This is a genomic window from Brucella lupini (genome assembly GCF_002252535.1).
GTDB lineage: Bacteria > Pseudomonadota > Alphaproteobacteria > Rhizobiales > Rhizobiaceae > Brucella > Brucella anthropi.
Genome location: NZ_NNRN01000053.1, coordinates 410,230 through 429,098 on the forward strand (window position 1 = coordinate 410,230; position 18,869 = coordinate 429,098).

The following is an 18,869-nucleotide window of genomic DNA, read 5'->3' on the forward strand; positions in this document are numbered from 1 at the left end:
AGAAGCCATGGAACGCCATAATATTGCACCGGGCTTTGTCGAGGATGCGCTCGAAAGCGTGCGTGTCCGGGGCATGGATACGGCTGCCCTGATGGCGAAGATCGGCCTGCCGGAGACAGTGACAGAACCCGTCACTAATGTGGAATATGGTCGTTTGTGGTGGCTGATTGCCGAAACGATCAACGACGAATTCTTTGGGCTGGCTGCAAGGCCGATGCGCCCCGGCAGCTTCAATCTGCTTTGTCATGCCGTGCTGCATGCTGGCACGCTGGAACGGGCTTTGCGACGGGCTTTGCAGTTTCTCAATGTAGTGCTGGATGATCCGCGGGGCGAATTGCGGATCCGCGATGGCATGGCCCATGTCGTTCTGACCGATGCCGGGCACCCGAGACCTGCCTTTGCTTATCGTGCCTATTGGCTGATCCTGATGGGTGTGGTCTGCTGGCTGATCGGGCGACGTATTCCGTTGCGGACGCTCGACTTTGCTTGTCCGGCACCGGTCCACCGTCAAGACTATCACAAGTTCTTCGGAGCGCCGGTCCTGTTCGACCAGCCGGTGACGCGACTGGTTTTTTCATCGTCTTATCTATCACTGCCGATCATTCGCAGCGATGTAGCGCTGGACAGTTTTTTACGAGAAGCTCCCGCCAACATTCTGATCCGCTATCGTCATGATAATGATCTTTCCGCAAGGGTACGCGCACAATTGAATGCTTTGCCAATCACAGACTGGCCTTCTTTTGAAGAGCTCGCGAAGGGACTTGGCATGTCCGTACCGACCTTGCGACGCAGGCTGCGCGGGGAGGGGCAGAGCTTCGGCACGATCAAGGATGAGTTGCGGTTCGTTATTGCTGAAAGGTTTTTGCAGGAAAACAGGTTGAGCGTGGCGGAGGTGGCTGCCGAACTTGGCTACAGTGAGCCGAGCGCCTTTTATCGCGCCTTCCATAAATGGATGGGGCAAAGCCCTGGGCGGTTTCGGACAGTACAACAGGAGGAATAAAAATGCCGGACGTTAAGTCCGGCATTTTGTCGCTTGGGAGGCAGTATCAGTCTTCCTTGATCATGCTGTCCTTGCTCGTATCCCGCATACGCAGATAAACGATAAGGGAAATGCCGATCATGATGGTGACGTACCAGTAGAAGCCGCGTTCCCAGCCACCATTCTTGAAGCTTAGTGCAACATATTCGGCAGTACCACCGAAGAGAGTGTTGGCCAGTGCGTAGGGCAGGGCTACGCCGAGTGCACGGATATGCGCCGGGAAAAGTTCCGCCTTCACCACAGCGTTGATGGAGGTGTAGCCGGTGACGATGATGAGCGCACCCATGACCAGCAGACCAGCCGTGATCGGGTCGCGGGTCTGTTCCAGCGTCGTGAAAATCGGATAGGTGAAAAGAACACCTGCGGCGCCGAACGCGATCATCAATGGCTTACGACCAATCCTGTCTGACAAAGCGCCAGCGATGGGCTGCAGGCACATGAAGATGAAAAGGGTCACGGCATTGATCTGGCTTGCCACTTCACGGCTGAAGCCGGACGTATTCACCAGAAATTTCTGCATGTAGATCGAGTAAGCGTAGAATGCGAGCGTGCCGCCGGCAGTCAGAAGCATGACGAGAGCGGTTTCCTTCGGATGATGCTTGATAAGCGTCCAGAAACCGGACTTTGGAGTGTCTTTGGTCTTGGCGTTTTTGAAGCTTTCGGTTTCCGCAAGGCCGCGACGCAGCCAGAACACGACAACGGCGAGCAATGCACCGATGAAGAACGGAATACGCCAGCCCCAGGCTTCCAGTGCCGGGGTCTCCATGGTCGACTGAAGCACAATCAAAAGCAAGATTGCGAGAAGCTGGCCTGAAATGAGCGTGACATACTGGAACGAGGAGAAGAAGCCGCGACGATCCTTGCCTGCCATTTCCGACAGATAGGTGGCGCTTGCGCCATATTCGCCGCCGACTGACAGGCCCTGCATCAGACGCGCGAGCACGAGAAGGGCCGGAGCTGCGAGGCCGATGGTCTGGTAATCGGGCGTCAGTGCGATGATGAGCGAACCTGCACACATCAGCGTCACGGACAGTGCAAGACCCGCCTTGCGACCCTTGCGGTCGGCGTAAATACCCATGATCCACGCACCGATGGGGCGCATGACAAAGCCGACTGCAAAGACTGCGGCAGCACTCATGAGCTGCGCGGTCTGGCTTTCAGACGGGAAGAAGTGCGGTGCAAAATAGAGCGCGAATGCTGCGTAAACATACCAGTCGAACCATTCGACCAGATTGCCGGTCGAGCCACCGATGATGGATTTCAGGCGGCTATTCGTGCTTTGCACTTCACTCCGTTCACTTGTAATTGAGACCATGGGTTGCTCCTTCCAATCTCTGGATTTTTGAATTTCACCCCTTGTTGTGGAACCGGATCAGCGAAACGGTTTCAGGGTGTTTTTCCGTCGCCATCAACTCGTCTCTCTGCACTTCCACTTGGGTTCGTGAGAGAAGGCTTGTTTGGCGCTGGTGAATAATCTCACTCCGCGCTCCGCTTCAGCTTCGAGCACGCAATATCAGTGACCCGGTCGATAAGAGCGGCTCTGGAAGTGATTGCGATGCGGGTGCTATATTGATGCGGTTCACGGTTAAGCTCCTCCCTTCGAAACTCCCTTTTCGAAGTAGCGCTAACATGCTGTAGCTGAACAATGATCACCAGAGAGCGAATTTAAAAAGATTAAAATATTGAAATTAAATGATTTTCTGCAGATTTCGATTTACTTTCGTGCGTGTCTTGTGCAAGATTCTGCGTGACTATTCGTTTGAATTTGCATAAATATGCACAAATGAAGGTGCCATCGAAGATTACAAAATTCCTTTTGGTTGCCCTCGCTTTCTTACTGGCAATCGGTGTGTGGTTTTCCGCCCGGCTGTGGGCGGAAAACGAGGCGCTTGATGGACTTCGGCAAAATGCCACGCTTGTAGCGCGTCAACAGACCCGCCTGATAGACAGTGAACTGGCAAAGTTCCGGTTGTTGCCTGTGGTTTTGAAGGAATATAGCGATCTGCGTGATGTGCTTGCTGGCAGATCGGAGGACGCGACCACTCGTCTGAACCAAAAGCTTGAACTTCTTGCACATCAGATCGGTTCGCCAATCATCTATGTGATCGCTCGTGACGGAACTGTTATTGCGTCATCGAATGCTAATACGCCGGAGAGCTTTGTCGGACGCAATTACGATTTCCGGCCTTATTTCAAGGGCGCGATGGCAGGAGGTTCGGCAGAATATTATGCCATAGGTGATTTGAGTGGGCGTTTCGGCCTTTTTTTGGCGCGGCGCATCGGTGATCAGGCTAATCCGGTTGGTGTGGTCGTCATCAAATTTGAATTCCACAGACTGGTGCAAACATGGGCAAATGACCCCGGCCAGACCTTCGTTGTTGATCCTCGCGGGATCATACTGGCCTCCACTGATAAGGCCGAAGACCTTCGCTCTTTTCAGACTATATCAACTACAGAACGCACAAAGATTATCGAGAGTGGACAGTTCAATGCTGCGGATATGAAGCCGAGCAATTATCGTTTTGCGCCGGATGGGATGATGATCGGGCCGTCCGGCCAATATTCAGTTGCGGTCGACGAGCCGATTGCCGAAACGTCTCTGAAACTGGTTCATATCGAACCTATGGGGCGGGCGCTACGCGCTGCCAACGACCTTGCGCGCCTGATAACGGTGGCAGTTATGCTCGTTTTTGTCATGATCGCCGGTGCCGTTTACTGGCGAGTGAGCCGCGCAGCGCGTGCGGCAGCCTATCGTGCCGAACTCGAGACTGCAGTTGAACAGCGCACTGCCGCATTGAGCGCGGAAATGGCGGAACGTGAACTGGCTGACAAACGCTTTCGTGATGCGCGGGAAGAGCTCGCCCAGGCGAACAGGCTTGCTTCCCTCGGATCGATCACCGCAGGGCTGGTGCATGAAATCAACCAACCCGTCGCGACCATTCGGACGCTCACCGAAAACGCACAGCATCATCTAGCACATGGCAAGCTCGATAAGGTCGCCCAAAACCTCAATACATCTGTGGAACTGACAGCGCGCATAGGCTCTATCACACAGGAAATGCGCCGGTTTGCGCGCCGTCGCAGCGGTGTCGTTCGCTCGCTCCCGCTGAATGAGCTTGTGGATGGCACAATGCTGCTGATGGGAGACCGGTTCCGCAACGCCAAGGTTCAACTGGATATACCGGAACGTTCCGACGTGGTGATACTTGCCTGCCGCGTCCGATCAGAGCAGGTGCTGGTGAATTTGCTGCAGAACGCATTGGATGCGGTCGTGAACATCGAGAATCCGCGTGTTTCGTTCAGCGTCCGCGACGAGGGCGACCAGATTTCCCTTGTCGTGGACGATAACGGACCCGGCATTGATCCCCAATTGGCTGACGAGATTTTTGGCCCATTTGTTACAGGAAAAGCGGATGGCCTCGGTCTGGGGCTGGGCATCGCGAGAGACCTCATGACCGAATTAGAAGGAACGCTACGCGTCGTTCCATCGCAGCTTGGCGGTGCAGCTTTTGCGGCAACCTTGAAGCGGGCGAAAGAGGAGGGTGGCCTTGACGGAAAGTGAGCCTTTGCGCGTGATGCTGGTCGATGACGATGCAGCATTTCGTACGGCCTTGGCCGATTCATTTGAAATCGCAGGTCTTGATATTGAAGTGCACGGTGACGGTCAGTCCGCTTTGACCAGTTTGACGCCTGACTATCCGGGAATCGTTGTGACCGATATCCGCATGCCGCGGGTTGATGGACATGCGGTGATGGAAACATTGTTGACGCGTGACCCGGAACTGCCGGTTATTTTGATGACTGGACATGGCGACATTGGAATGGCTGTGGCCTCGCTCAAGAAAGGCGCCTTCGATTTCATAGCCAAACCATTTGCTGCTGATCATCTGATATCGAGCGTTCGCCGCGCCCTGGAAATGCGCCGACTGGTGCTGGAAAATCGCCGCCTTCGCCGGGCTGCGGCAGATGCCGAGCAGGATTATCCTCTACTTGGTGAAACTCCGGTGATGGTGCGATTGCGTGACACGATCCGCCAGCTTGCCAGTGTCGATGTCGATGTGTTGATAGAAGGCGAAACCGGGACCGGAAAAGAATTGGTGGCTCGCCTCCTGCACCGCTGGAGCGCACGACATGCCCGCAGTTTTGTTGCTATCGATTGTGCCGCCTTGCCCGACGTCATTGCCGATGAGGTTCTGTTCGGCAGTCGCATCCAGCGCGGGAGAATAGCCGACGCGGATCGCGGCACGTTATTTCTCGACGAAATTGACAGCATGTCACTGACCGTTCAGGGTAAGCTTCTCCGTGTTGTCGAAGAGCGTGAATTGCCTTCGCTTTCAGGAGAGCCTCGCGCGGTCAATCTCAGGATCATAGCGGCTGCGAAAGGTAATCTGGAGGAAGCTGTGACTTCCGGTCGCTTTCGTTCCGATTTGTTTTATCGCCTTGAAACGGTCAGGCTCCGTGTTCCGCCTCTGCGCGAGCGGCGGAAGGATATCGGTCTGCTTTTCTCTTATTTCCTTAATGAAGCAGCTGTCCAATTCGGCCAATCGCGACCTGCGATCGATGCAGTCATGGAAGCACGATTGAACTCGGACGAATGGTCGGGAAATGTCCGCGAACTGCGCAATTATGCCAAGCAGGTCGTGTTGGGATTGCGCCACGATCCAATCACGGAACCCAGTCCGCTTTCGCTGTCGGAGCAGATGGACCGTTTTGAAGACGGCGTTATTCGCGCGACGTTGGATCGTTGCAACGGTGATGTGGGGGGTGCTGCAGTTCTGCTGCAATTGCCGCGGCGCAGTCTCTACGCTCGCCTGCAAAAGCTTGCAATTGACGCTTCGACCTTCAGAAAGCGTGATTGATGTTTTCATTACGGGGTTGGTTTGATAACGATGCCAGTGAACCCGCTGATATTGACGCCAAGTTTTTGCCAGACGATGGTCTGGCAATGAGGATGTGATGGCTACCCCCCTTGATAAAACACAGATCCGCTCCCTGTCGGTCTTTGCCGGCATGGATGATGCGGGTTTTGATCAGTTTCTTGGTCTGGCTACTCGGCGCGCTGTTCCGAAAGGAGCCGCCGTCTTCAATCAAGGTGACGATGCAAGCCACTTTTTTGTGTTGTTGCATGGACGGTTGAAAGTCATGCAAGTTACTGCCGATGGGCAGCAGATTATTGTGCGGGTCGTCAATCCCGGAGAACTTTTCGGCTTCGCGGTAGCGTTGGGGCGCAAAGACTATCCCGGTACGCCTCTGGCCGCGGTCGATAGTTCCGTCCTTGCCTGGCCGATGGAAATGATGACTGATTTCATGGCGCGCAGCCCCGCACTCGCTGTGAATACGATGCAGATGATCGGGCGCAGACTGGATGCCGCGCACAATCGCATCAGAGAGATATCAACGCAAGAAGTCGAACCGCGCGTGGCACATGCAGTGCTGAGACTTGTTCGCGAAGCTGGGGTAAAAGAAAGTGGCGGTGTGCGTATCGATTTTCCGGTTTCGCGACAGGATATCGCTGAACTGACCGGAACAACTTTGCACACGGTTTCGCGTATTATCAGCCAGTGGCAGACTAAGGGCTGGGTGGAAGGTGGCAGACAATCGTTGCTCGTTCGCGACCTCCGGCATCTGAAATCGATTGCCGAAGGCGAGAGCTAGAGTTCTTCCGATAGAAGTAAGAACGGTCTCGATCTAGTTTGCAGCCGCCGACCGCTGACGGCTGATCCATGCAGCCCCGATGTTCCCATGCAAGAACCCGTTGGAGAGCGGGACGCCCGGATAGACAGTTCTCAAGCGCGCAATGCCGTCGTCAGGGCTGATAGATCGGTTTAGCACCTCGTCATGGATATGGGCTACTTCCACCATGTCGCAGTCCTGCGGTGACAGTCTAAAACGCCTGATCCCTGCTTCTTGCAGCTCAGGCAGGTCCTCAATCAGTGACTGACAGGTATGAGAGAGCGTCTGCACACCGTTCAGTGCCAGAAATGGTTGGCTATCCAGGGTCTTGACTGGCAGTCCGTCGGGCTCTTCACCGCAAACAAATTGGCAGTTGTCCTTTATGTGGCCCTTGGATCGCGCATGCGCACAACGAGCTGAAATGGCGAGCGGCACTCGTCCGAACGTGAATACTTCAAACGCAATCTCAGGCGCGGCTTTGACGATCTCTCGGATTGAACTGATTGGTAACTCTGGCGGCAGGCAGATAGACTGTGCACCACGGGCCGCAAGAACCTTGGCAGTCGCAGCATTATAAACATTGACCAGTGGACCGACTATATGCGGCACACCGGACAACAGCCCCAGTGCCGACAGATCGTTTGCTTCTACCGGTAGTGTCGCCTCCTTGATCGTGTGACGAACCTGTTTTGCTTCCCGTTCAAGCATGACAAGCGCCAGCGAACCGACGTTCACCGTTTTTCCTGCGCGTTGCAGCCGCTCGATCACAGCATCCATATAAGGTGTCAGGAAATGGAACCGTTTGGAGCAGACGATTTCACCGACGGTGACGCGGTCGATCGGGGCTTCATCGGCGATACGAAAATAAAAATCCCGCCATTTTGGGCCGTCCCACAGGAAGAGAACGGGACCAAGGCTGAGGCTGGGTGCTGACATATCTATCTCCAGCGTTTGTCGTAAGCGCCCGAAGTCGTTTGCTGGCCTTCGCTCAGCAGACGGAGGCGGGACAGAAGGGCGGCGCGGCTTTCGGGACTTGCTGCGAGTGTCTGACGAAGTGTGGAGACGACTTCACCAACATAAGCCTTGCCACGCTGGCGCCCTTCAATCTTGAGCGCCGAGACGCCCGCCGCCCGCAACTCATCGATATGATTCATGACATCGAGCGAAACCGGATCTTCAAATGCATAACCTTGATCGTCTGCGATATTGAAGCGGCCTTTGCAGAGTGTCGGATAGCCGGTGGGTTCGCCCAAAGGAAAACGGTTGATCGTGTAATCACCGAGCTCGGAGACGAGTTCCTCTCCGTCTTGCCGGTAGCGGACGTGGCTGGCCGGTGAGCAAACACCGTTCATGTTGGGCGATCTGCCAGTGGCGTAGGACGACAGAGAGCATCGTCCTTCTGCCATCACACATAGTCCACCGAATACGAATACTTCCATTTCACAGCCGATCTTGCGGCCGAGTTTCGCAATATCAGCGATGGTCAGTACGCGTGGCAACACGACACGCTTAGCCTTGAATGCATTGACGAGAAACTGAATCGCGTCTGCGTTGGAAGCTGAGGCCTGTACGGATACGTGGAGCCGCTGTGTTGGATGCTTCTCGGCAGTATAGGCCATGAGCCCGAAATCGGCGAGAATGACTGCGTCTGCACCAAGGGAGGACGCATCGTCTACGGCTTGATACCAAATGTGCTCATCGCCTGCGCGCATGAACGTATTGATGGCAACGAAAACCTGTGTTTTGCGGGCATGGGCGAACTGGATTGCATCGCGCAGTTCGTCACGGCTGAAGTTAAGGCCGGGAAAGTTGCGTGCATTCGTTTCGTCGCGAAAGCCGCAATAGACCGCATCCGCTCCAGCACCCACTGCTTCACGCAAGGCCGATGGCGTTCCTGCAGGACAAATCAGTTCCATCCGGTAGCTTCCTTGCCGAGGGCCTTGCTGCGTACGTAGTTTGCAATGCCGCGGACCATCGGGGCAAACGGTCCGGCACTTGTGCCGAGGTTGGATGGAAGGTCTATATTGCAGTCATCCAGCGCATTGCGAAGCGCCAGCATGGCCTCCATGTCGCCCGTGACGGTAATATCCCTGGAGAAGAACAGCGCATCTCCATCAAGCTTACCTTCGAGAAGCGCGAGCAGCATAACCAGTGGCCCTTCGATGCCTGCATCGACTTCCGTCGCTTCGTCGTCGCGCACGATTGTGATGCGCGGCTTATCCGGCTCAATCACAAAAGCGAATGGTATGTCGGACGGACGAAAACGGAACCGCTTCTTCGCATAGTCTCCGAGACGCTCGAAGAGGCCCGGATGCGCGCGCATCACTTGAAAGAAAATGCGCGAGACAAAAGGGGCGATCAAAAAGGGTGGAACAAGCCGGGCAGGAACAGCCACAGCTGGCGGTATTTTCATCATCACTCAGCTCCGGTGAGCTTTACAAGGTGAATTTAGAATTAGGCGATTCAATACAAGGGCAGTTTGATTCAGATCAAAGACGGTGAAAGAATTCGATATTCAAAACTAGGGACATGAAAATGGCCCAATCTCTTCCGTCACACTATGACTGCCTGCAAAACTTCTTGTCGGAGCTTGAACGGCGCAATGATCTCGTCCGGATCAAGCGTCCGGTCTCGCTCGTCCAGGAAATAACAGAAATCCACAAGCGTGTGCTCGAAGTGGATGGTCCGGCATTACTCTTCGAACAACCGGTCGATGCAGACGGTCATCAACATTCAATTCCACTCGTGGCCAATCTTTTTGGTTCCGCGCGACGTATTGCATTGGGACTTGGTCGTGCCGTCGAGGAAATTCCCGATCTTGCGGAGATGCTTGCGGAACTGCGTGCACCAAAGCCGCCCCGTTCAGCAGGGGAAATATGGAGCAAGCTGCCTTTGGCAAAGGCAGCATTGAATATGCGTCCTCGGCAGGTCCGACGCGCATCGGTGCAGGCGACGATATTGGAAGGCGAAGCAGTCAACCTCGATCTACTGCCGATCCAGTGGTGTTGGCCGGGAGAGCCTGCGCCGCTTGTCACCTGGCCGCTGGTTATCACACGGGCACCAGACGATCCATCCGACGTAAATGTCGGAATTTACCGGATGCAGAAGCTTGGCCGGGATAAGTTGATCATGCGCTGGCTCGCCCATCGCGGCGGTGCGCGTCATCACCGCATGTGGCAAAAGCGAGGCGAGGATATGCCTGTTGCTGTTGCTATCGGGGCCGATCCGGCGACAATCCTTGCAGCCGTTATGCCCTTGCCTGAAGGGATGAGCGAACTGGCCTTCTCGGGCCTGCTTGCTGGACGCAGGCCTTCCGTCGTTGATGCGCACACTGTGCCGCTCTCCGTGCCCGCTAACGCTGAAATCATTCTGGAAGGGCGAATTTCCGCATCAGAAACAGCGCCAGAGGGTCCGTATGGTGATCACACGGGCTATTACAATAGTGTCGAGGAATTTCCGGTCATGCAGGTGGCAGCGATGACCATGCGGAAAAACCCGGTCTATCTTTCGACCTATACTGGTCGCCCGCCGGATGAACCCTCAAGACTTGGCGAAGTGATGAACGAGCTGTTCGTGCCAATTGTACGAAAGCAGTTCCCGGAAATCGCCGATCTGTGGCTGCCTCCTGCGGCCTGTTCCTATCGGGCAATAGTCGTTTCGATTGACAAGCGCTATCCCGGTCAGGCGCGGCGGGTGATGATGGGGCTTTGGTCGATGCTGCCACAGTTCAGTTACACGAAGCTCATAATCGCCGTCGATCCCGACATAAATGTTTGTAACTGGGATGACGTCATGTGGGCACTTGCCACACGCTTCGATGCCAGTCGCGATGTCATCACGCTTACCGACACACCAGTGGATTATCTCGATTTCGCATCGCCGCGCTCAGGTCTGGGCGGGAAGCTCGGACTTGATGCGACCAACAAAATCGGTACGGAAACTGACCGGGAATGGGGTGCGGTGCTGAAGATGAGCGACGATGTAATCGCCCGCGTGGATGCAATGTGGGGCGAGCTTGGGTTGATTAAGGAAAGCATGCGATGAAACGGGTTGTTGTTGGCATTTCCGGCGCATCGGGCGCTCTCATCCCGCTCAAACTGCTGGAACAACTTTCCACTTTAAACGATGTCGAGAGCCACCTGGTCGTATCGGACGCAGCGCAGCAAACATTGCGCCACGAGCTGGGTCCTGACGGCTATGCGCTTCTGCACAGGCTGGCGCACAGAAGTTATTCCGTCAGCGATATAGGTGCACTGATTGCAAGCGGATCAGTCGCAACGGCCGGTATGATCGTTGCGCCGTGCTCCATGCGGACGCTCGCGGCGATCGCAACGGGGCACAGCGACAGTCTGTTAACCCGCGCTGCGGACGTTCATTTGAAGGAGCGGCGCAGGCTGGTCCTGATCGCGCGGGAAACGCCGCTGCATCTGGTCCACCTGCGCAACATGTGCACGGTGACGGAAATGGGCGCGATTGTGATGCCGCCGGTTCCGGCCTTTTACTTCAAACCCCAATCTGTCGATGAAGTAGCCGATCAGATCGCGGCGCGAGCCATTGATCTGATCGGTATTGGCGAAAAGCAATCGGAAAGCTGGGCGGGAGTACCCGGCAATCGATAGCAGTAGTTACGGCATTATGTGAAAGGTTCGGTTGGGCCTTTCGCGGGCTGGGTGAACCATTTTGGTCCGGTCGCCGTCATATGGATATGGTCTTCCAGACGAATACCGAACTGGCCCGGGACCACGATCATTGGTTCGTTGGAAAAGCACATGCCTTCAGCGAGCGGGAGCGAATTGCCGCGAACGATGTATGGGGCCTCATGAATCTCCAGACCAAGGCCGTGACCGGCTCGATGCGGAAGGCCGGGTAGCGCATAATCCGGTCCCAATCCATGCTTCACGAGCGTAGCGCGTGCCGCATCGTCAAGGGTTGAACAAGCCGCACCAAGCTTTGCTGCATCAAAAACGGCTTGCTGTGCTTCGCGTTCAATTGCCCATATGCGCGAAAACTCTGCGCTTGGCTCTTCCAGCATGTAGGTGCGCGTGAGATCGGAGTGATAGCCATCGATACGGCATCCGGTGTCCACAAGGATAACGTCACCGGGCTGATAGAACTGTTCGCCATCTGCGCCATGTGGCAACGAAGTCGCCGTTCCGAACGAGACGATGCAGAATGTCGAGCCACCTGCGGCGCCGAGGGCACGGTGCTGTTCATCGATAAAGCGCACCACTTCGCTTGCGGCAATGCCGGGCTTGATCAGCGCATGCGCCCGGCGATGAACTTCAAGCGTCAGATCCATCGCGTGCTGAATAATAGCTATTTCATTGGTTGACTTGCAGATGCGCTGTTCACGGATCAGTTCGCCACCGTCAAGCAAGCGCTCCGGCGAGATTTCCTGTTTAAGGGCATTATAGACGAACTGCGGTACGGCATCGTCCACGGCAAGAGTAGCACTTGCCGGAATGAGTGATGCTATCAGCGCTGCGCTACTTTCTTCTTCCTGCCAAACACGGATTTCTCCTGGCAGATGCGGCAGGCTTTCTACGCGGCTCTGTTCAAAACCGGGAACGATATAAATGACTTCCGACGGTGTGACGAGGGCACCCAGAAAACGTTCGCTGATGTGCCAGACAAGCCCGGTATAATAACGCAAACTTGCCGTTGGCCCGAGCAGAAGGCCGCCAATCCCGCGCTCTCTCAACTTGCCTTGCAACAATGCCAGTCGTTCCAGGCGCTCTTCCTGTTCGATCCGCGGAGGAGATGACGGTGAAGTCATAATGCATACCTTTGTGATTTTGTTTGTGCGCAAGCCTGTGTCTGAAAGCAGCTCGCTTGTCGCCAGATATATCACGGCTTGCGCCGTCTGAAAGTAATCTCTCTGCTCTTGTGTTCAAAAATGCAGGACTACAAGGTCGATCGGCGAAACACGATGTGGAGTTCGCTTTTCAGCATTTATTGCGACAGATGCGAGACCATTCCCGCAACAGCATGAGTGAGGTAAGCGATCACAAATTGATGATTACCGGACTAAACGTCCTATGGTACATTGCAGGCTTGAATGTGAAACATTAAGTGACATCACACTGTAGTAATAATGTTTTGATATAATTCGCGCAGTTTCAAAATGAGTTCAGCGTTTGTGAGGTTTCATGTCCGAGATATGGCAGTGGGTTTCCGCTTTCGGTTTTTCGATTGTCATCATCGTCGCTGCGTTGGTCTATCTCAACATGTCCAACCGTGAAACGCCTGGCGACATGTTCAATCTTTTCACAAAGGTCGGTGCTGTCGCAGTGGCATTCCTTGCTGCCTTCGCGAGCCTCGCCGCCGCAGCTATTATTGATTGATCCAACCGCTTATATTTTCAGCGAAGACACTGCCGCTTCGCTTTTATGTACGTAGTCATTGGCATCCTGTTGTCGCTGAAATAGCAGGATAAAAAGCAAATCGGTCAGAACCAGTTGTGCATCGCGTGCGGTGATCGATGATGAGCGAACGCGTTCTTCGTCTGCGACTGTGTACAGACGAATGTCGGCGATCTTATTGAGCGGGTTCTCGTTGAGGCCTGTGACGGCAATCACAGTCGCTCCCCATTTTTTAGCCTGTTCAGCAATGCGAAGGGTTTCAATGCTCGTTCCTGAATAGGAAAGGGCAAACAGAACGTCACCCTCGTGCAATGTGGAAACATTGGCCATCTGGATGTGACTATCGCTGTCGTGCATCACATTGCGACCGAGCTTCATCAGCTTGTAAGAAAAATCGCGTGCGACGAGTGACGATGCGCCAACGCCGGCGAGGTGGATACGCCGGGCGCTGATCAGGGCTTGCAAAGCGCCGTCGATACCTTGTTCATTGTTGGCGGAAATCGTTTGCTGCATGGATTGCAGTTTACTGCCGATAAGCTTCTGCAGAACCGTGATATAGCTGTCCCCGGTCTCAATGCTGCCATGGACCATGCCTGCCGGAACCTGCCATTCCTTGGCGCGCGCCTCACTGACGGCGAGTTTAAGTTCCTGATAGCCGTCAAACCCGAACTTCTGACTGAACTTGACGACACTGGATTGACTCCGACCGGTTGCGACCGCGAGCGCGGAAGAGGAAAGCTTCAATACCTGTTCTGGATGATCGACGATGAACTGGCCGATCTTTCGGTCTGCAACAGTCAATTCGTTCAGTTTGGCGTTGATCTTTTGCAGGATCGACATGCGCGATTATTCCCAATTCCGGCACCGGAGGGCTCGATATTCGGTCGCCTTGCCTCATAGGACAACCGAAATTGATTTGGAATATAAAATTCCAATCTTTTAAAATTTACGGAATGAGCTAACAATCCGCAAGAGAGGACATGGTGGAGAGACATGGAACGATTGCGAATTGTCGGTGGACGACCATTGCAGGGAGCGGTCAATATCTCCGGTGCAAAAAACGCCGCGCTGCCTCAGATCGCGGCTTCCTTGTTAAGCCCTCATCCTGTTGAACTTACCAACCTCCCAGCGGTGAGTGATGTCGAAAACATGCTCAATGTCGTGCAGTCACATGGAGTACAGGTCTCCCGCGCGCCGCACTCGACGACAATAACCGCCACAGATGTTGTCGGAGGAGAAACTCCTTATGACACTGTAAGACGAATGCGCGCGACGGTTCTGGTGCTGGCACCCTTGTTGGCGAGACTGGGCAAGGTTCGTGTTTCCTTGCCGGGCGGGTGTGCCATCGGTGCGCGTCCCGTGGATATGCACTTGAAAGCGCTCGCAACACTTGGCGCAGATGTTTCCATTGATCGCGGCTGGATCGTGGCTTCGACTGATAACGGCCTGATCGGAAGCCGGATTGTTTTGCCAGCGCCTTCTGTTGGCGCGACGGCGACGGCGATGATGGCGGCAACTTCCGCTCGTGGCGAAACGGAAATATTGAACGCGGCTCGTGAGCCGGAAATTGGCGACCTCGCCGCATGTCTCGGGGGCATGGGTGCGCAGATTGAAGGAGCGGGTACGCATCGCATTCTGATCCAGGGCGATACATCTTGGCGGACTGCCCGCCACCACGGCATACCGGATCGTATCGAGGCCGGAACTTACGCTGTTGCTGCCGCCATTACAGGCGGCACGCTCGAACTCACGCATGCCCGTCTTGAACATCTCGCGTCTGTTGTGCAGGTGCTTGAAACGATGGGCGTCAGCGTTTGGCCAAGCGATCGCGGTCTGGTTGTTTCGCGCAACGGCTCCTTGCGTGGCGCAGATCTGACGACCGAACCCTATCCGGGTTTCCCGACGGATTTGCAGGCCCAGTTCATGGCGCTGACGGCTTGTGCCGAAGGAGCATCGCTCATTCGCGAAACGGTGTTCGAAAGCCGGTTCATGCATGTGCCGGAACTGATGCGGCTTGGCGTCGACATCAAACTGCAGGGAACAACTGCGCTGGTACGCGGCGGACGCCCGCTGCATGGCGCACAGGTTATGGCAACGGATTTGCGGGCGTCCGTGTCACTTGTTCTTGCAGCACTCGTGGCCGACGGAGAAACTGTCGTTAATCGCATCTATCATCTGGATCGTGGATATGAACAGCTTGACCGCAAACTGAAGCTTTGCGGTGCAGATATAGAACGGCTGTCAGAATGACGTCGGACAGGGTTGGGAAAGATCAGTTCTATCTTGGTGTGGATGGCGGCGGTACGGGCTGTCGAGCCCGGCTGGAAAATGAGACCGGCAATGTGCTGGGACAAGGATTGTCTGGCCCGGCAACTACACGGCTCGGGATAGACAAGGCGTGGGAATCCATCGCACGTGCGTTTGACGCAGCAATCAGCGAGGCGGGCCTGGGTGCTGAAGAGTTGGCCAGAACACATGCAGGCGTTGGGCTGGCGGGCATAGGCAGGGAAGGTGCGCTCGAAGCACTTCAGGCTATACAGCATCCCTTTTCGAGTATTCATTTCATGAGTGACGGCAAAGGCGCATGTCTCGGTGCACATTCGGGTAGTGATGGGGCTATCGTTATTGCCGGGACCGGCTCAATTGGTCTCGGCTTCGTGAATGGTATCGACATTCGCGTCGGAGGCTACGGCTTTCCAATTTCCGACGAGGGTAGTGGTGCTTTTCTGGGGCTGTCAGCGATTCAACAGGCCCTTCAGGCTTATGATGATCGGATCGAGCGTACGCCGCTTCTCTACGAGGTTATGGAGCGCTTTAATCAGACCCCGATGGACGCTGTGGCGTGGATGGACCGCGCAACCGCTACAGAATATGCGTCTCTGGCGCCTATGGTCATGCGTCATGCGGACCAGGGAGATGCAGCGGCACGCCGTATCGTTCAGGCGGCTGCGGGCCACATAGATACTATCGTACGCGCGCTTTTCGAAAAGGGGGCGCCGCGCGTGACCTTGCTTGGCGGGCTTGCTACCCCACTTGAACCGTGGTTGGCGCCAGACGTCCGCAGACGGTTGAAACCTGCCGACGGTGATGCGGTTTCCGGTGCGATCATTCTTGCGCGAAACATGGCTTCTGCAAATAAGGAATAATTTATTCCTTATTTTGATTGACTGATGGAATTTATAATCCTAACATTTATTAACCATAAGGCGGCGCGTTTTGAACGCTGCTCGATAAGCAGGCAGAGGCATGACGGAACAGGCGTTGTTATCTGAACTGGATAGGCTGGTTTCTGAAGAGCGAAACCCACGCACGATGGATATCGATCTCTTATCGAGCCTTGCTATCGTATGCCGCATCAACGACGAGGATCATCTGGTTCCCGCTGCTGTTGAGCAAGTGCTGCCTCAGGTCGCCCAGGCCGTCGATAAGATCGTCGACGCATTTCGGGTTGGCGGCCGGCTGATTTATTTGGGCGCAGGAACAAGCGGACGTCTTGGCGTTCTCGATGCATCGGAATGTCCTCCGACTTTCAGCGTACCGGAAGGCATGGTGATCGGGCTGATTGCAGGCGGCGTGGATGCTTTGCAACATGCGATCGAAGGGGCAGAAGATGATCCGTCGCTCGGGGAATCTGATCTGCGCAACATAGGTCTGACTTCGCACGATGTTGTCGTGGGAATCGCCGTTAGCGGGCGAACGCCCTATGTAATAGGCGGTCTCGCCTACGCAGCATCTATCGGCGCGACGACCGTGGCGCTCTCCTGCAATCCCGATTCGACCATTGCGACCATGGCTGAAATCGCGATATCGCCGGTTGTCGGGCCTGAAACACTGACGGGCTCGACGCGGCTCAAATCCGGTACGGCGCAGAAGCTCGTTCTTAATATGCTGACGACGGCGAGTATGATCCGAATAGGGAAAACATACGAGAATCTCATGGTGGACGTCAGTGCCACCAACAATAAGCTTGTCGCGCGGGCATCGCGAATTGTCATGCAGGCAACCGGTTGCGGGGCGGGGGAGGCAAAACGCGTTCTCGCTTTGACAGATAATGAGGTCAAGCTTGCAATCCTCATCACGATCACCGGAATGCCAGTGGATGAGGCAAGAAAGGCATTAAAGAATGCTGGGGGATTTCTTAGACAGGCAATAAATGCCAATAAAGCGTGAGCCGAAGCGGGGAAGCAGTCGGACATTAGCATTGCAGTCATTTGCGAGGGAAGAAAATGGGAGCGAGTTTCAAGAAAAGCCTTATTGCAGGCGCGGCCGCAATAGCGTTGAGCATTGGAAGCTTTGGTGGAATGGGTGTTTCGACGGCTTTTGCCGCGACGCTCCGAATGGCCTGGTCGCAGGATGCCACTGGTCTCGATCCGCATAAGCAGCCAGCATTCTCATCGATTCGTCTGCTCGAGCTCATCTATGAGCCGCTCGTCCGTCTTGGTTCCGACCTGCAGATTGCGCCTGCCATTGCCAAAAGCTGGGAATTTTCCGAAGGCGGAAAGGTTCTCACATTCAAGCTCGACAAGAATGCGAAATTTCAGAACGGTCAGCCGGTAACGCCTGCCGATGTGAAGGCCTCCTTCGAGCGCATTCTGGATGAAAAGACAGGCGCTGTCGCGCGTGCGAACTTCGGTTCCATTTCTGCTATTGAAACGCCGGACGCTGAAACGGTCGTCTTCAAACTCTCCCAGCCTGACGTTCCGCTATTGGCTGCAATCGCCAGCATCAATGCGGCGGTCGTTCCAGAAAGCGAGATCAAGGCTGGAACTATAGGTACGAAAACTGTTGGGTCGGGTCCATTCATCCTTGAGCGCTGGGAACCGAATTCCAAGGAAGTGCTGAAAGCCAATCCCGACTGGGCGGGCGGTAAAGTAGCGATCGACGGGATCGATATCAGTGTCCTGCCGGACGAAACAGCAATCCTTGCGGCGCTTCGCGCCAAGCAGATCGACTTTGCGCTCCTCAACGACCCTCTGGTCGCAACGATGGTGCCGAACGAAAGCGCTCTGGAACTGGTGCGCACTCCGGCTCTTGCTTATCATGTCCTGCAGTTGAACCCGTCGCGCAAGCCGATGACGGAACTGGCGGTGCGTCAGGCAATCTCCTGCGCCGTTGATCGTCAAGATGTGCTCGATACAGCCTTGCTCGGTGAAGGCAAGGTAACGGGCCCGCTGACAATGCCGGCCTATGCGAGCGATCCAAACACGCTCTTCTGCTACAAGCGCGATGTCGAAAAAGCGAAGAAGCTGATGGCGAATGCCGGTTATGCGGATGGTTTTTCGGCAACTATCATTGCTGCGAATGGAGAACCTGCAACCGCTGCAGCCGAAGCCCAGGTTCTCCAGTCGCAACTCGCCGAAATCGGCATCAAGCTCGATATCCGCATGATGGAACTCAACGTCTATGTCGATACGTGGTTGAAGGGCGACTTCGATATGGCGGTGGCGCTTAACGGTGGTTCGGCTGATCCCTACACGATGTATGGCCGTTACTGGACAAAGGCGGGTAACCTGCAGAAAGTCGCACAGTATATTGACGATACGCTTGACGATCTGATGCAAAAGGGAAGAGCCGAAACTGATCCTGAAAAACGCAAGCTTATCTTCTCTGACTTCGAAAAGCACATAACAGAAGTTTCTCCGTGGATATGGCTTTATACGGCCAATAATTACGTCGCCCACCAGAAGAACGTTATCGGTTTTGAGCCTCGCGCTACCGGTTCGCTGTTCGGCGTAACCAAGCTGCAGATTGGGCAGTGATGTCATGAAATCCGCCACGTCTTCAATATGGAGGCG

17 protein-coding genes are annotated in these 18,869 nt (G+C 55.0%); 11 read left to right on the top strand and 6 right to left on the bottom strand.

Going from position 1 to position 18,869, the window contains the following annotated elements:
• Positions 1 to 7 precede the first annotated feature (7 nt).
• A complete protein-coding gene (locus CES86_RS18770) occupies positions 8 to 1,000 on the top strand; it encodes an AraC family transcriptional regulator (protein WP_029929918.1) in 993 nt (330 codons plus the stop codon).
• A gap of 46 nt (positions 1,001 to 1,046) precedes the next feature.
• On the opposite strand, the gene CES86_RS18775 is transcribed toward CES86_RS18770, so the two are convergent.
• Positions 1,047 to 2,354 (bottom strand): MFS transporter, encoded by a 1,308-nt coding sequence (locus tag CES86_RS18775; RefSeq protein WP_012092554.1) that lies wholly within the window; start codon positions 2,352 to 2,354, stop codon positions 1,047 to 1,049.
• 468 nt (positions 2,355 to 2,822) lie between these two features.
• Between CES86_RS18775 and CES86_RS18780 the strand changes: the two genes are divergently transcribed.
• The 3 genes from CES86_RS18780 (at position 2,823) to CES86_RS18790 (ending at position 6,694) form a co-directional block, all read left to right on the top strand.
• Positions 2,823 to 4,601 carry a sensor histidine kinase gene (locus CES86_RS18780; RefSeq protein WP_010661744.1) on the top strand — a complete coding sequence of 593 codons (1,779 nt, stop codon included), beginning with the start codon at positions 2,823 to 2,825 and terminating at the stop codon, positions 4,599 to 4,601.
• Positions 4,588 to 5,898, top strand: coding sequence for a sigma-54-dependent transcriptional regulator (locus CES86_RS18785; RefSeq protein ID WP_029376325.1), 1,311 nt, complete (start codon positions 4,588 to 4,590; stop codon positions 5,896 to 5,898). The genes CES86_RS18780 and CES86_RS18785 overlap by 14 nt, the downstream gene beginning before the upstream one ends.
• Before the next feature lie 97 nt (positions 5,899 to 5,995).
• Positions 5,996 to 6,694, top strand: coding sequence for a Crp/Fnr family transcriptional regulator (locus tag CES86_RS18790; protein ID WP_010661746.1), 699 nt, complete (start codon positions 5,996 to 5,998; stop codon positions 6,692 to 6,694).
• A gap of 33 nt (positions 6,695 to 6,727) precedes the next feature.
• Here CES86_RS18790 and CES86_RS18795 read toward each other — a convergent pair whose 3' ends face one another.
• The 3 genes from CES86_RS18795 to ubiT are packed head-to-tail and all read right to left on the bottom strand — an operon-like array spanning position 6,728 to position 9,128.
• Positions 6,728 to 7,648 (bottom strand): U32 family peptidase, encoded by a 921-nt coding sequence (locus CES86_RS18795; RefSeq protein ID WP_029929921.1) that lies wholly within the window; start codon positions 7,646 to 7,648, stop codon positions 6,728 to 6,730.
• 2 nt (positions 7,649 to 7,650) lie between these two features.
• A complete protein-coding gene (gene ubiU / locus CES86_RS18800) occupies positions 7,651 to 8,628 on the bottom strand; it encodes a ubiquinone anaerobic biosynthesis protein UbiU (protein ID WP_029929923.1) in 978 nt (325 codons plus the stop codon).
• Entirely contained in the window at positions 8,619 to 9,128 is a 510-nt protein-coding gene (gene ubiT, locus CES86_RS18805; RefSeq protein ID WP_029929926.1) for a ubiquinone anaerobic biosynthesis accessory factor UbiT, read from the bottom strand. Before ubiT ends, ubiU begins: the two co-directional genes overlap by 10 nt.
• Positions 9,129 to 9,241: 113 nt before the next feature.
• Between ubiT and CES86_RS18810 the strand changes: the two genes are divergently transcribed.
• Positions 9,242 to 10,756, top strand: coding sequence for a UbiD family decarboxylase (locus CES86_RS18810; protein WP_029929928.1), 1,515 nt, complete (start codon positions 9,242 to 9,244; stop codon positions 10,754 to 10,756).
• Complete coding sequence (locus tag CES86_RS18815; RefSeq protein ID WP_029929930.1) at positions 10,753 to 11,331, top strand: UbiX family flavin prenyltransferase; 579 nt, start codon at positions 10,753 to 10,755, stop codon at positions 11,329 to 11,331. The genes CES86_RS18810 and CES86_RS18815 overlap by 4 nt, the downstream gene beginning before the upstream one ends.
• 14 nt (positions 11,332 to 11,345) lie before the next feature.
• Here CES86_RS18815 and CES86_RS18820 read toward each other — a convergent pair whose 3' ends face one another.
• Positions 11,346 to 12,488: a M24 family metallopeptidase gene (locus tag CES86_RS18820; RefSeq protein ID WP_094515075.1), complete on the bottom strand. Its 1,143-nt coding sequence runs from the start codon at positions 12,486 to 12,488 to the stop codon at positions 11,346 to 11,348.
• A gap of 373 nt (positions 12,489 to 12,861) precedes the next feature.
• On the opposite strand from CES86_RS18820, the gene CES86_RS18825 reads away from it, so the two are divergent.
• A complete protein-coding gene (locus CES86_RS18825) occupies positions 12,862 to 13,056 on the top strand; it encodes a hypothetical protein (protein ID WP_010661753.1) in 195 nt (64 codons plus the stop codon).
• A 9-nt stretch (positions 13,057 to 13,065) separates the two neighbouring features.
• On the opposite strand, the gene CES86_RS18830 is transcribed toward CES86_RS18825, so the two are convergent.
• Positions 13,066 to 13,914, bottom strand: coding sequence for a MurR/RpiR family transcriptional regulator (locus tag CES86_RS18830; protein WP_012092565.1), 849 nt, complete (start codon positions 13,912 to 13,914; stop codon positions 13,066 to 13,068).
• A gap of 153 nt (positions 13,915 to 14,067) precedes the next feature.
• On the opposite strand from CES86_RS18830, the gene murA reads away from it, so the two are divergent.
• From murA to CES86_RS18850, 4 genes are all read left to right on the top strand, one after another.
• Positions 14,068 to 15,324 carry a UDP-N-acetylglucosamine 1-carboxyvinyltransferase gene (gene murA / locus CES86_RS18835; RefSeq protein WP_029929934.1) on the top strand — a complete coding sequence of 419 codons (1,257 nt, stop codon included), beginning with the start codon at positions 14,068 to 14,070 and terminating at the stop codon, positions 15,322 to 15,324.
• Positions 15,321 to 16,220 (top strand): N-acetylglucosamine kinase, encoded by a 900-nt coding sequence (locus CES86_RS18840; protein ID WP_029929936.1) that lies wholly within the window; start codon positions 15,321 to 15,323, stop codon positions 16,218 to 16,220. Before murA ends, CES86_RS18840 begins: the two co-directional genes overlap by 4 nt.
• 100 nt (positions 16,221 to 16,320) lie before the next feature.
• The gene (gene murQ, locus CES86_RS18845; protein WP_094515064.1) at positions 16,321 to 17,244 is read left to right on the top strand and encodes an N-acetylmuramic acid 6-phosphate etherase; all 924 of its coding nucleotides are present in this window, start codon (positions 16,321 to 16,323) and stop codon (positions 17,242 to 17,244) included.
• Between the two features lie 56 nt (positions 17,245 to 17,300).
• On the top strand, positions 17,301 to 18,833 hold the full coding sequence (locus CES86_RS18850) for an ABC transporter substrate-binding protein (RefSeq protein ID WP_029929941.1): 1,533 nt from the start codon (positions 17,301 to 17,303) through the stop codon (positions 18,831 to 18,833).
• Positions 18,834 to 18,869 lie beyond the last annotated feature (36 nt).